We start from the raw sequence: 13,123 nt of genomic DNA, 5'->3' as shown, positions 1-13,123 counted from the left end.
CCGCGGCCGTGCCCGGCTACGCCGGCGTGTTGTCCGACGCGAGCTGCTCGGCGGTGAGGGCCCGGTTGTACACCCGCACCGAGTCGAGCACCCCGAGGTACTCGTCGTACTGCCCGTTGCCCGGGGCGGAGAGCATCGACAGCTGGCCGGTGCCGTCGATGACCGTCCCCTCCGCCGGCACGGAGGCGACCTCGGTGTACTCGACGAACAGCCGCAGCGCGGCGCCGTCGTAGGTGAGCGACACGTGTGCCGGCTGGCCGACGTTCAGGTCGCCGGCGGTGACGGTGAACGTGCCCGCGTCCGTGGTGATCACACCGGTGACGCCGCCGTTGTCCCGCGCCGCGAAGAGCCCGTACTCGATCGGCCCGCCCCACGCGCGCTTGACCACGAGCGGCTGCGTGCCGTCGAGGTCGGTGTACGGCTGGACCCAGGCCGACACGGTCAGCGCGCCGCCCGGCGAGAGTTCCGGCACGTCGTTGACGCGTGCCGAGCCCAGTTCGCCGTTCTTGCGCAGGCCGGTGCGGAACTCGCCGGGCGAGGCGGTCGAGACGTCGTTGAGCGTCGCCCGGTTGCCGCGACCCGAGTAGTCGTAGGCCGGACCCGACTCGTTGAAGCCCCACGCGCCGAGCAGGGTCGGGTCGACCGCCGCCACGTCCACGGCGAACGGCGCCGAGTCGAGGCTGCTGCCGTCGGCGTAGAGCGCCCGCGCGCCCAGTGCGTGCCAGCCGGCCGTGGCACCGCCGGCGGTCCAGTCGACGGCGTAGCCGACGCCGAAGCGGTACTGCACGGGCGCGCCCAGCGGAGCGCCGTCGAGCAGGAACTGCACCGCCGTCGGCGCGCCGGACGCGGTCGCCCGGACGAAGACCGTGCCGCCGACCCGGGTGCCGCGCGGCGGTGCGGCGATGCGCGGGCGGGCGCCGGCCGTCGGGGCCACCGAGCTGTCCGGCAGCAGCGCGACGGCGTTCGCCGCGAGCGGGCCGTCCCAGACGCGCACCTCGTCGATGAGGCCCTGGAAGTACTCGCCCCAGACGGCGTTGCCGCCGATGCTCAGGTCGCCCGCGCCGTCCGCGGCGGGTGTGCCGTGCTCCTCGACCTCGGCCGCGAGAACGCCGTCGACGTACAGCTTCAGGCCGACGGCCGGGTCGTAGGTGGCCGCCAGGTGCGACCAGGCGCCGACCGGCAGGGCGCCCTCGGTGCCGAGGTTCACGTCGGAGCCGCCGGTGTTGAGCGCCGCGTCGGGGCCCCCGAACTCGCTGCCGGCGTAGAGGCCGTAGGCGAGCCCGTCGCCGCGTTCGCGGAGCAGGACCGTGCGCCAGCCGTCACCGCCGCCCGGCTTGACCCAGGCCGCCAGCGTGAAGCCGGCCGCCAGGTCGAGCCCGCTGTCGCCGGGTACGACCACCCGGTCGTCGGTGCCGTCGAACGAGAGCGCGCCGCCGAACGCGCCACCGGCCGCCCACGCGGCGCCCTCCAGCGTGCCGGTGTGCCCGTTGCCGCTCGCGTCGAGCGTGGCCGTGGCGGCCGTGTCGAACCCGTACGCCGCCACGAGCTGCGGGTCGGCGGCTGCCGAAGCGGCCCCCGGGAACGACAGTGGCGCCGCCGCGGCGGCTCCCGCGACCGCCGCGGCCAGCGCCATCCGCCGCAATTTCCGTGCTCTTGCTGACATCTGTCCCCCAGTGCGTCGGTGCCTGAATCGCCGTCACGCTACCGGGCATCGAACGGGGTCGCTGTCCCGTGGGGGCACGGCTCAGGTGTTCACCCCGGCGTAGGCCAGGTTCATGATCATGCCGTTCGCCGCGTGCTCCAGGTTGTGGCAGTGGTCCATCCACACCCCCGGGTTGTCGGCGCGGAAGACGACGTCGAACACCTGACCCGGTGCGACGTTCAGGGTGTCCGTCCACCATGGACTGCCGGTGGTCGGCTCGCCGCCGCGGCGCTGCACCAGGACGCGGTGCCCGTGCAGGTGCATCGGGTGGTCGTCCATGCTGCGGTTGACGATCCGCACGTGCACCAGGTCGCCGTCGGCCACCATCAGCGTCGGCACGTGCGGCACGAGGCGGCCGTTCATCAGCGTGCCGTAGGTGGGGATGCCGTCCTGCAGCGCGAAGCCGTCCTCCAGGATCAGCGTGAAGTCCCGGTCGTAGCGGCCTTTCAGCGGTGGCTGCGCGGGGCGCGTGCCGTAGCCCGCCGGGTCGAAGAGCGGACCGTCCCCGGCCGCCGCCGGACCCGCGTCGCCGCCCGGGCTCAGCACCGTCACCGCGTCGCCGTCGCCGCGGATCGTCACCGGCCGGTCGGGCATCGTGAAGGTGAGGTCGTATCGTCCGCCGGCGGCCAGCTCGAAGGCCGTCCCCGCCGGCAGTTCGGTGGCGCCGTCGATCGGATTGCCGTCGAGCGCGGCCACCACGAGCGGGGTCCCGGCCGTGTCCACCCGTTGTGTCGCGGTCGAACTGTTGATGAGCCGCAGATACACGATGCGCCCCGGCGCCACCTGCTGCCGCCGCGCGGTGTCGACCAGGTCGGTGGTCCCGTCGGGCCACTCGTGCACGAAAATGGTGCGCTCGAAGCGATCCGGCACGGGCTGCTGCGCCGGATCGACGATCAGCGCGCCGAACAGTCCACGTTGGACGGTCCCGTCGGCGCTGTTGTGCGTGTGGTACCAGTACGTTCCGGGGCGGTCCGGCTCGAAGCGGTACACGTGCCGGCCACCCGGCCGCACCGCATCCTGGGTGAGCCCGGGAACCCCGTCCTCGGCGTTGGGCACATCGATGCCGTGCCAGTGCACGGTGACGCCCTCGGCGACGTTCTCGTTGAGGAGCGTGACCTCCAGCAGCTGGCCCTGGCGCACCCGGATCACCGGCCCGGGCGCCACGCCGTTGAACGTCAACGCGTCGAGCCTGCTCCCGCCGTTCGACCGGATGGTGGTCCGGCGGGCGACCAGGGTGACGGCCACGTCGGCGGCGCGCTCGGCGGGCGCGGTGAACTGGCTCACCCGGCGCGGCGCGGCGGTCCGCTCGCCGCCACCGCCCCAGTCCCGGGCATCGATCGCGTGGTGGTGGTCCCCGCCGTCGGCCTCGGTCCGCGCCCCGCCGAGGAACCCGCCGACGAGCGCCACCACGACCGCGATCGTGAGCCACGGCGCCCGGGCCGGCCGGTGCTCCGCCCGCAGCCGCACCAGCAGCGCCGAACCGCCCGCGGCGGCCCCGAGCAGCAGCAGCGACACCGCCACGGCGATCGACCGGTCGGCCGGCGCCGGCGGGGCGTACTGCCACCACGTCGACACGAACACGCCCGCGACGGCGGTGTGCACCGCGACCGCGTTCTCGGCGCCCTTGCGGGTGGCGACCAGCGCCCACACCATCGGCACGACCGCCACCGGCAGGCCGATCAGCACCCGGTCGCTGACCAGCGGCCACCCGCCGGCGATCAGCAGGGCGACGGCCATGACCAGCCGCGCGGCGACGAGGCCGGCGGTGATCGTCAGCGCCCGCCCCCGGCCGGCCCGGCGCCCGGCGAACCCGGCCGCGATCGCGGCGGCGAAGGCGAGCGTCAGATCGCCGCCGATGAGCCCGAGAAACATGACGAACCTCCTGGTGGAAGTCCCAGGTTCGCGTGCACCGGCGCGCGTTCGCATCGGTGAAAATCGCCGATCGCCTACCGTAAGCGCATGCCGCAAGCTGCACTCGTCGGCCGGGGGGACGAGCGGGCGCGACTCGACGCGCTGGCCCGGGCCGCCCGCGCGGGCCACGGCGGCGCGCTGGTCCTGCGCGGCGAGGCCGGCATCGGCAAGAGCGCCCTGCTGGCGCACGCCCGCGCGGCCGCGGCCGGCTTCCGGGTCATCGACGCGTCCGGGGCGCAGTTCGAGTCGGAACTGCCCTTCGCCGCGCTGCACCGGCTGTGCGTGCCGCTGCTCGGCGGCCTCGACGCGCTGCCGGCGCGGCACCGGGAGGCGCTGCGGGTGGCGTTCGGGCTGGTCGAGGGGACGCCGGAGCTGTTCCGCGTCGGACTGTCCACATTGGACCTGGTGGCCGCCGCCGCCCGCGAACGCCCGCTGCTCTGCCTCGTCGACAACGCGCAGTGGCTCGACGACGCCTCGGCGCGGGCGCTGACGTTCCTCGCGCGGCGGCTCGACGCGGAACCCGTCGCCGTCCTCTTCGCGGCCCGCCCCTCCCCCGCCCTCGACCGGCTGGACGGACTGCCGGCCCTCGACATCGGCGGGCTCGACGACGTCGAGGCGCGGGAGCTGCTGGCCGCCGGGAGCCGCACCCCGCTGGACGAACAGGTCCGGGACCGGATCGTCGCCGAGGCGCGCGGCAACCCGCTGGCCCTGCTGGTGCTGCCGCGCGCCGGTGGGTTCGCGCCGCCGGCCGCCTCCGTGCCGAGCCGCATCGAGGACAGCTTCCGCGCCCGGCTCGCCGCCCTTTCCCAGGAGGCGCGCGCGCTGCTGACCGTGGCGAGCGCCGACCCCACGGGCGACCCCGGCCTGCTGTGGTCCGCCGCGCGGCTGCTCGACCTGGACGTCGCGGCGACCAGCGCCGCGGCCGCCGGGAGCGGGCTGGTCGAGTTCGACACGCACGTGCGGTTCTGCCATCCGCTGGCCCGTTCGGCGGTCTACCGCGCCGCGTCCGACGCCGAACGCCGCACCGCCCACCGGGTTCTCGGCGAGGTCACCGATCCGGTCGCCGACCCGGACCGCCGCGCCTGGCACCGCGCGCAGGCGTGTGCCGGCCCGGACGACGACGTCGCCGCCGAATTGGAGCGCTCCGCCGCCCGGGCCCGTTCGCGCGGCGGGGTCGTGGCCGCGGCGGCGTTCGTCGAACGGGCCGCCGCGCTGTCGCTCGACCCCGCCGCCCGCATCGAGCGCACCCTCGCCGCGGTGCGGGCGCAGCTGGACGCCGGCGCCACGGACACCGCCGCGCGGCTGCTGACCACCGTGGAGAACGCCGCCCTGGACGAGCTGCGGCGGGCGCAGGTCGACCTGCTACGGGGGCGGATCGCGTTCCTGCGGCGCACCGACGACGGCGGGCCGGGTCACATGCTGCGCGCGGCCGTACGGCTGGCGCCGCTCGACGCCGCGAAGTCCCGGGAGTCGTTCCTCGACGCGTTCGACATGGGGCTGGTCGTCGGCCGCCCGGACGGCGTGCTGGCCGCGATCCTCGCCGCGGCGCCGCCGTCGCAGGAGCACGACCTCCTGGAGGCGTTGCGGCTGCTGTACACCGAGGGGCACGGGGCGGCCGTGCCGCTGCTGCGCCAGGTGCTCGACGGTCCACAGTGGACGGCCCGGCCGGGGCTGGCCGTCATGCTCGCGTCGGAGCTGTGGGACCCGCACGCGCATGCCGCCATCGCCGACTGGCTCGTGAAGGTGGGCCGCGAGTCGGGTGCGCCGCTCGTGCTGCGCCTCGGCCTCGCCCAGACGGCCTCCGCCGCGGTGCTCGCCGGCGACCTCGGCCGGGCGATGGCGTTCATCGCGGAGGAGGAGGCGATCGCCGACGCGTCCGGCGGCCCACCCGTGCGCTACCACCGCATCCAGTTGGCCGCATGGCAGGGGCGCAAGCGGGAGGCGGCGGAGCTGTTCGCGGCGTCCACAGTGGACGCACCCGGCCAGCTCGCGGCGAACATCCACTGGCCGGCGGCCGTGCTCCACAACGGTTCCGGCGAATACAAGGAGGCACTGGAGGCGGCGCGCAGAGCCGTCGCGGACGGCGACCTCTTCCTCACCGGCATCGCCCTCCCCGAACTGATCGAGGCGGCGCTGCGCTGCGGCGAGCCCGACGCGGCCGCGACGGCGCTGGAGTCGCTGACCGAACGCACCCGGGCGAGCGCGACCGCCACCGGCCTGGGCATCGCCGCGTACGCGCGGGGCCTGGTGACCGGCGACGAGGAGCACTACCGCGAGGCCGTCGAACGCCTCGACGACAGCCCGCTGCTGCCCTACCGCGCCCGCGCCCACCTCCTGTACGGCGAGTGGCTGCGCCGCCGGGGCCGTCGCCGGGACTGCCGCCGGCACCTGCGCACGGCGCACGAGTTGCTGTCGAGCGCCGGCCTCGAGGCGTTCGCCGCACGGGCCGCCGACGAACTGCGCGCCACCGGCGAGCGGGCGCGCAGCCGCACCGGGCACACCTACGACCGGCTCACCATGCAGGAGGTGTCGGTCGCCCGCCTGGTGGCTACCGGCGCCACGTCGAACGAGGTCGCCGCCCGGCTCTTCCTCAGCCCGCGCACGGTCGACGCCCACCTGCGCAACATCTTCCGCAAGCTCGGCATCACCTCCCGCCGGCAACTGCGCGACCTCCCCGAACTGGCGCAGTGACCCGCGATGAGTTTCGGCCGCCCGGCCGGTCCACCCGGGCATGCGTAAAGTCGTTGTCTACGAGTTCGTCTCCCTCGACGGGGTCGCCGAGGCCCCGGACACCTTCGTCGTCGGCCACTGGGACGACGTGGTGGACGCCAACATCCCCCGCGTGATCGGCACGCAGGACGCCGTCGTTCTCGGCCGGCGCAGCTACGACGAGTGGGCCCGATACTGGCCGGAGAGCGACATCGAGCCGTTCGCGTCGTTCATCAACGGCGTCCCGAAGTACGTCGCCACCTCGACGCCGCTCGACCGGGACTGGGCCGGCGCCACGGCGATCGACGGCGACCTGGCCGACTTCGTCGGGAAGCTCAAGCGGGAGGACGGCGACGAGATCGGCGTCCACGCGAGCATCTCGGTCGCGCGTGCGCTGCTGGCCGCCGGCCTCGTCGACGAACTGAAGCTGGTGATCGCGCCCTGCGTCGCCGGACGCGGGCGGCGGCTCCTCGACGGGCTGCCGGCGATCCGGCTCGAGGCGCTCCGCGCCGAACCCACCCCGTCCGGCTACCTCCTGGCCCACTACCGAGTCCGACCACATTGAGCCCTCGGTGCCCGCCGCCCCTCACGCGCCGAGCGTGTCCGACCCGGCGCCGCACCCCGCGTCCGGCAGCCGCACGGTCACCAGCGTGCCGCTCGGCTCGGTCGACGCGAGCGTGATGCTGCCGTGGTGGCGTTCGACGACGGTGCGGCTCAGCGCCAGTCCGAGCCCGTTGCCGCCGCTGCTGCTGTGCCGGGCGTTGCTGGCCCGGTAGAGCCGCTGGAACACCCGGGACCGTTCGCCCTCGGGCACGCCGATGCCGTTGTCGGCGACGGTCAGCTCGACGCAGTCCGGGCCGGCGACCAGCCCCACCGTCACGGCGGAGCCGTCGGGGCTGTACTTGACGGCGTTCCCGAGCAGGCAGTCGACGACCTGCCGGAGCCGGTCCCGGTCGCCGGTCACCACGGCGCCGGTGTGCAGCGTGCTGTCGATGGTGATGTCCCTCGGCCGCGCCTCCCGCAGCGCGCACTCGACCGCCTCGCCGACCACCTCGGCCAGGTCGACCGGCGCGCACTCCAGGCCGACGTGCCCGGAGTCCAGGGCGGCCAGGTCGAGTAGCTGTTCGACCAGGGTGCGCAGGACCGCGGTGTTGCGCAGCACCACGTCGAGCAGGTCCCGCACCTGGTCCACCGGGGTGCCCGGCGGCGACTCGGCGATCAGTTCGGTGTAGGCGGCGATCGAGGTCAGCGGCGTGCGGAGCTCGTGGCCGACGAGGGCCACGTACTCGTCGGTGCTGGCGGCCAGTTGCAGCGAGAGTTCCTCGGCGCGGCGGCGCTCCAGGTACGCGCCGATGTGTCCGGCGACCCCGCTGATCAGGATCGCCAGCGCCGGTTCGGGCTCCTGCCGGTCGTGGGCGAAGAAGACCAGCACGCCGACGGTCCGTTCGCCGCTGCGCACGGGCACCGCGCCCGCCGACTTGTAGGTGCACGCGGCGGCGATGGCGGGCAACACCGGCGAGTCGGGGGCGTGGATGTCCGGCGCCCAGACCGGTTCGCCGCGCTGCCAACACACCCCGGGCAGCGACTCGCCGGGGCCGAACGTCTCGGGCACGGGCAGCGGCGCCTCGCCCTCCGCCGCGTACACGGCGACCCGACGCAGCCGGTCGACCACCGGGTCGACGAGCCACAGCGCCATGTAGGGCCAGTCCAGCGTCGTGGCGATGGCGGTCAGGATCCGGTTGCCGGCCGCGACGGTGTCGGGCGTCTCGGTGAGCACCTTCAGCACGGCCGTCTCGCAGTCCTGGTACCGCTGGGTCCGGTGCGCGTCGGTGATGTCGTGGACCGCCGCGACGGCGCCGATCGTGGTGCCCGTGCCGGGTTCCTGGATCGGCCGGGCGTTCACGGTGAACCAGCGCGGCTGCCCCGCCCGGTCGTACGCGAGCAGGTCCGACTGGCAGACCTCCTGCCCGCCGAGGGCGCGGCGCAGCGGGAGTTCCTCCGCGCGCAGCGGCGTCCCGTCGTGATGGCACAGCGTGAACCGGTCCGGCCACTCGTCCAGCAGCACGTCGAGGCTCTCCGTGCCGAACAGTTCCTGCATCATCGCGTTGAACACGACCAGCCGCCCGTCGGTGCCGCACGCCGCCACCCCGGTGTCCAGGCTCTGCAGCAGCGCCGCGACGAAAGCCGTGGTGGCGAAGGGGCCTTGCGAGGCGGCCGGGGCTTGCGTCGTGGGGACGTCCGCGGCCGGCGGACGGTCCGCGTCGGTTGCATCCGAGGGAACGGGCAGGTGCGCACGAACCGACGCACCCAGCTCGGCCAGCGTGAACGGCTTGCGCACCACCGTCGCCGCCCCGGCCGCCGCGATACTCGGATCCCCCGGCATGAGGAACGCCGTGATCGCGATGACCGCCGGTGCCGCCGTCGTGCAGCCGCGGATCGCCCGGCACAGTTCGAGCCCGTCGAACTCGGGCATGTCCACGTCGGTGATGACGAGATCCGGATGCCGGGTGCGCACCGCCGCCAGCCCCGAACGCCCGTCGTCGGCGACCACGACTCTGTGACCGAGCCGCCGCACGGTCTCCGCGATGACCCGCTGGTGCTCCGGATTGTCCTCAACGACCAGGACCAACGCCACACCGCAGTCTAAGAAGCGCCGGCCGCCCAGGTCAGGCGAACGCTCAGAAGCCCGCGCGGAAGACGTTCCATCGAGAGAATCGTCAGCCGGCGACCAGCCGCAGCGGCGCGATCCCCCGCAGCGCGTCGGCGCTGGCCTCGTCGGCCGGCAACTGCACCACCATCCGCAGCCCGTCCCCGGGCAACGCCATGATCTCGTAGGCGAGCCGCAGCGGCCCGGCGGCGGGATGCGCCAGGCGCAGCAGCCCGTGCGCGCGGGGCAGCCCGGGCACCCGCACGGCCCGCTCCGCGAACTCCTCCCCCGCGAGCGCGGTCAGCTCGTCGACGAACCCGGCGCGGGCCGGACCGTCCTTCAGCGCCGCCACCTGCTCGTCGGCCACGTGGGCCCAGTCCGGGTAGGCGTCGCGGGCGCGCGGGTCGGTGAACAGGTACCGGGTGAGGTTCGGCGGGTCGCCGTCCAGCAGCCCGGTCGGCCCGTGCAGGCGGCGGAACCCGGCCGTGTGCGCGAGCACGTCGCCGACCTGGTTGACCACCATGGCGGCGGCCGGTTCGAGCCGCTCGAGCACGGCCCGCAGACCCGGCCGCACGGTCCGCGGCGGCTCGGTGACGAACGCCTGGCAGTTGTTGCCGCCGGATGTCCTGGTCAGCCGGTACAGGTGGGCGCGCTCGGCGGTGGTGAGCCGCAGCGGGCCGGCCAGCGCGGCCAGGACCTGCGGCGACGGGTGCCGGTCGCGGCCCTGTTCGAGCCGGGTCAGGTACTCCACGCTGACGCCGGCGAGCATCGCCACCTCGGCGCGGCGCAGGCCGGGCGTGCGCCTTCGGGTGCCGGGCGGCAGCCCGACCTCGGCCGGCGTCACCTCGGCCCGTCGCGCGCGCAGGAACGTGCCCAGCTCGTTGTCGTTCACCCGATCGACCGTAACAACGCCGCCACCGCGTGGGTGTCCCCGTGGCTACCACCCTGAGCGCGGTCTCCCTGCCGGCCGCCGGTCGGCCGAGGGTCGGGGCATGGACCCGAGAGTGATTGTGGTGGGCGGCGGCTACGGCGGGATCGCGGCGGCGAAGGCCCTGGACGAGGTCGCGGACGTGACGCTGGTGGAGCCCCGGGAGGCGTTCCTGCACAACGTCGCCACCCTGCGCGCGGCGGTCGACCCGACCTGGGCCGACCGGATCTTCATTCCCTACGACAAACTGCTGTCCCGCGGCCGGGTGGTCCGGGACGCCGCGGTCGAGGTGCGGCCCGACGAGGTCCGGCTTTCCTCGGGGGAACGTCTGGAGCCCGACTACCTCGTCCTCGCCACCGGCTCGACCGGCCCGTTCCCGTCCCGGATCGACGCCACCGCACAGGCTTCCGCGGTCGAACGCCTCCACGCGGCGCACACGGCGCTCGACCGGGCCTCCGGCGTGCTGCTGCTAGGCGGCGGCGCCGTCGGCCTGGAGTTCGCCGGGGAGATCGCGGCCGCGTGGCCGGGCCGGCCCGTGACAGTCGTCGACCCCGGGCCGGAGCTGCTCGGCGGCCGCTTCCCGGACGCACTCCGCGCCGACCTGGCCCGTCAACTGGACGAACTCGGCGTGCGGGTGCTGCTCGGCACGAGGCTCGACACCCCGCCGCGCACCCCGGCCGGCGCGGTGCGCCCGTTCACGGTGCGCACCGGCGCCGGTGAGACTCTCGCGGCCGACCTGTGGTTCCCCTGCTACGGCAGCACCGTCCCGACCACCTACCTGACCCCCGAACTGGCCACCGCCCGCCGCCCCGACGGCAGGCTCGCGGTCACCGAGCACCTGCGGGTGCACGGCCACGAGCGGGTCTTCGCCGTCGGCGACCTGAACGACACCCCGGAGCTGAAGATGGGCCGCGCCGCCGGGGCCCAGGGCGAGACGGCCGCCGCGAACATCCGCGCGCTGATCGAGGGCGGGCCGCTCACCGCCTACGCACCGTTCGCGGACGGGATCCTGCTGACCCTGGGTCCGGCGGGCGGGGTGGGCTACGCGCCGGAGTTCGGGCTGCTGGACGCGGCGGCGACGGCGCAGTTCAAGGCGACGTTCCGGCTGGAGCACTTCCGGGAACTGCTCGGCGCCGACTGAGGGGCCGCCGCGCGCAACTGTGGCATTAAAGGCCCCTTAACGGACATTGACCTTGGCGCGGCCGGATTCGCAGACTACGGGCCGAGAGCGCTCTCTCCCCTTTCCCCGCTCAAGGAGTTGCTGTGGCTCGACGCCGTTCCCGTTTGCGAACTCTCGCGTTCGTCCTCGCCGCCGTCACCGCGGTCGGCCTCACCGCCGTGTTCGTCCTGCCCGGCGAGAACGACCGGGCCGAGGCGGCCATCGGCGGCATCGTGTGGCAGGACGAGTTCAACGCGCCGGCCGGCAACGCCGTCGACCAGTCGAAGTGGCGCTTCGACACCGGCGGCAGCGGCTGGGGCAACAACGAACTCCAGTACTACACCAACAGCACCAGCAACGCGGTGCACGACGGCAACGGCAACCTCGTCATCACGGCCCGCCGCGAGAACCCGAACAACTACCAGTGCCACTACGGCCGGTGCGAGTACACCTCGGCCCGGCTGCTCACCTCGGCGACGTTCACTCAGGCGTACGGCCGCTTCGAGGCCCGCATCAAGATTCCGCGCGGGCAGGGCATCTGGCCGGCGTTCTGGATGCTCGGCGACAACATCGGCAGCGTGGGCTGGCCCAACTCCGGCGAGATCGACATCATGGAGAACGTCGGCAAGGAGCCGAACAACGTCTACGGCACGATCCACGGGCCGGGCTACTCCGGTGGCGGCGGCATCACGGCGGCTCGCAACATCGGTCGCCCCCTGGCCGACGACTTCCACACGTTCCGCGTCGACTGGGAGCCGAACTCGATCGTCTGGTACGTCGACGGTTCCGAGTACCACCGGGTGGACCCCGGTCGGCTGGGCGGCAACCGCTGGGTCTTCGATCACCCGTTCTTCATGATCCTGAACGTCGCCGTCGGCGGGTACTGGCCGGGCAACCCCGACGCCTCGACCCAGTTCCCGCAGCAGATGCTGGTCGACTACGTGCGCGTCTCCCGCTACGAGGCCGGTGGCGGCCAGCCGCAGCCGGGCACCGTCCGCCTGCGGGGCGCTCACAGCGGCCGCTGCATCGACATCCCCGGCGCCAACCCGGCCGACGGCGCGAAGCTGCAGATCTGGGACTGCAACACCACCGCGGCGCAGGCGTGGTCGTTCGCGGCCGACGGCACCGTGCGGGCGATGGGCAAGTGCATGGACCCGGCCTGGGCCGGCACCGCGAACGGCACCGAGGTCAACCTCGTCACCTGCAACGGCAACCCGGCTCAGCGCTTCACCCTCTCCGGCGCCGGCGACCTGGTGAACATCAGCGCCAACCGGTGCGTCGACGTCAGCGGCTGGAACCCCAACAACGGCGGCAAGTTGATCCTGTGGGACTGTCACGGCGGTGCGAACCAGAAGTGGTCCCGCTTCTGACCGCTCCCAGGCGGTAAGGCGGCCGCACGCTCCCGACCGGGCGTGCGGCCGTCGCCGTCTCCGGCCCCCGGGCGGCGGCTAACCGACCGCCGCCGCCTCGACCGCCGCGCGCAGCGCGGGGACGGCCGGTCCGCTGAGCGCGGTCAGCTCCTGGATGCGCCGCTTGTGAACCCGCCTCGTGCCGCGGTCGAGGACGAGCGTGAGGTCGCCGGCGGCGACGATGGCCGCGAGCGCGGCGTCGGCGGGATCGACCCGGCCGATGGGCTTCTTCAGGGCGGCGTCGACCCGGCCGAGGAGTTCCTTGCGGACACGCGGGTCGCGGAGGGTCACCCGGACCGTGGGGAACAGTCCCAGGATCCGGCGCGGCTCGAGCCTCGCCCAGCCGTCGTCGCCGAGCTGCCGGCGTACCGCGGCGCGGGCGGCGCGCTGCCCGTGGTAGACCCAGGACTGCCAGGCGCGTGGCTTCGAGCCGGCGATCTCTTCGAGCACCGCGACGAGCACGGGATCCGGGCAGGGGCGCCGGGCGCCGACGACCACGCGGCCGCGTTCGTCGGCGATGAGGCCGCCGCGATGGAGGTCGGCGAGGGCCGCCGCCCGCAGCATGGCGCCGAGGTGGGTGTCCAGGCCGAGCCGGCCCTTGGCGGGGTTGTACGCCAGCACGAAGACGCGCTGCGGCAGGCTCTGCGGAACGGCCATC

Annotated in this window: 9 protein-coding genes; 4 read left to right on the top strand and 5 right to left on the bottom strand. The window is 74.4% G+C overall.

Features of this window, described 5'->3' with window-relative positions; all coding sequences use genetic code 11:
* Positions 1 to 16 precede the first annotated feature (16 nt).
* Positions 17 to 1,633, bottom strand: a complete 1,617-nt coding sequence (locus tag Val02_RS35450; RefSeq protein WP_203903668.1) for a LamG-like jellyroll fold domain-containing protein — start codon at positions 1,631 to 1,633, stop codon at positions 17 to 19.
* A 111-nt stretch (positions 1,634 to 1,744) separates the two neighbouring features.
* A complete protein-coding gene (locus Val02_RS35445) occupies positions 1,745 to 3,574 on the bottom strand; it encodes a multicopper oxidase family protein (protein WP_203903667.1) in 1,830 nt (609 codons plus the stop codon).
* Between the two features lie 87 nt (positions 3,575 to 3,661).
* On the opposite strand from Val02_RS35445, the gene Val02_RS35440 reads away from it, so the two are divergent.
* Together Val02_RS35440 and Val02_RS35435 are read left to right on the top strand one after the other, a co-directional pair.
* Positions 3,662 to 6,304: an ATP-binding protein gene (locus Val02_RS35440; protein ID WP_203903666.1), complete on the top strand. Its 2,643-nt coding sequence runs from the start codon at positions 3,662 to 3,664 to the stop codon at positions 6,302 to 6,304.
* A 40-nt stretch (positions 6,305 to 6,344) separates the two neighbouring features.
* On the top strand, positions 6,345 to 6,887 hold the full coding sequence (locus Val02_RS35435) for a dihydrofolate reductase family protein (protein ID WP_203903665.1): 543 nt from the start codon (positions 6,345 to 6,347) through the stop codon (positions 6,885 to 6,887).
* Positions 6,888 to 6,908: 21 nt separating this feature from the next.
* On the opposite strand, the gene Val02_RS35430 is transcribed toward Val02_RS35435, so the two are convergent.
* Both Val02_RS35430 and Val02_RS35425 read right to left on the bottom strand, forming a co-directional pair.
* Positions 6,909 to 8,951, bottom strand: a complete 2,043-nt coding sequence (locus tag Val02_RS35430; protein ID WP_203903664.1) for an ATP-binding protein — start codon at positions 8,949 to 8,951, stop codon at positions 6,909 to 6,911.
* Positions 8,952 to 9,039: 88 nt separating this feature from the next.
* Positions 9,040 to 9,861, bottom strand: a complete 822-nt coding sequence (locus Val02_RS35425; protein ID WP_203903663.1) for a helix-turn-helix transcriptional regulator — start codon at positions 9,859 to 9,861, stop codon at positions 9,040 to 9,042.
* Positions 9,862 to 9,961: 100 nt separating this feature from the next.
* Here Val02_RS35425 and Val02_RS35420 point away from each other — a divergent pair, with 100 nt between their 5' ends.
* Together Val02_RS35420 and Val02_RS35415 are read left to right on the top strand one after the other, a co-directional pair.
* A complete protein-coding gene (locus tag Val02_RS35420) occupies positions 9,962 to 11,038 on the top strand; it encodes an NAD(P)/FAD-dependent oxidoreductase (protein WP_203903662.1) in 1,077 nt (358 codons plus the stop codon).
* Between the two features lie 122 nt (positions 11,039 to 11,160).
* Positions 11,161 to 12,426, top strand: a complete 1,266-nt coding sequence (locus tag Val02_RS35415) for a glycoside hydrolase family 16 protein (RefSeq protein WP_239153584.1) — start codon at positions 11,161 to 11,163, stop codon at positions 12,424 to 12,426.
* A 78-nt stretch (positions 12,427 to 12,504) separates the two neighbouring features.
* On the opposite strand, the gene Val02_RS35410 is transcribed toward Val02_RS35415, so the two are convergent.
* Positions 12,505 to 13,122: a GOLPH3/VPS74 family protein gene (locus tag Val02_RS35410; protein ID WP_203903661.1), complete on the bottom strand. Its 618-nt coding sequence runs from the start codon at positions 13,120 to 13,122 to the stop codon at positions 12,505 to 12,507.
* Position 13,123: the final 1 nt, after the last annotated feature.

It is taken from the genome of Virgisporangium aliadipatigenens (assembly GCF_016863615.1).
GTDB lineage: Bacteria > Actinomycetota > Actinomycetes > Mycobacteriales > Micromonosporaceae > Virgisporangium > Virgisporangium aliadipatigenens.
The sequence above is the reverse complement of the archived record's forward strand: the minus strand, read 5'-3'. Positions and strand labels throughout refer to the sequence as shown.

Coding starts and splice junctions, on each gene's coding strand:
- Val02_RS35450 (WP_203903668.1), bottom strand. CDS start 1,633: ATGGCGCTGGCCGCGGCGGTCGCGGGAGCCGCCGCGGCGGCGCCACTG.
- Val02_RS35435 (WP_203903665.1), top strand. CDS start 6,345: ATGCGTAAAGTCGTTGTCTACGAGTTCGTCTCCCTCGACGGGGTCGCC.
- Val02_RS35420 (WP_203903662.1), top strand. CDS start 9,962: ATGGACCCGAGAGTGATTGTGGTGGGCGGCGGCTACGGCGGGATCGCG.
- Val02_RS35445 (WP_203903667.1), bottom strand. CDS start 3,574: ATGTTTCTCGGGCTCATCGGCGGCGATCTGACGCTCGCCTTCGCCGCC.
- Val02_RS35410 (WP_203903661.1), bottom strand. CDS start 13,122: ATGGCCGTTCCGCAGAGCCTGCCGCAGCGCGTCTTCGTGCTGGCGTAC.
- Val02_RS35440 (WP_203903666.1), top strand. CDS start 3,662: ATGCCGCAAGCTGCACTCGTCGGCCGGGGGGACGAGCGGGCGCGACTC.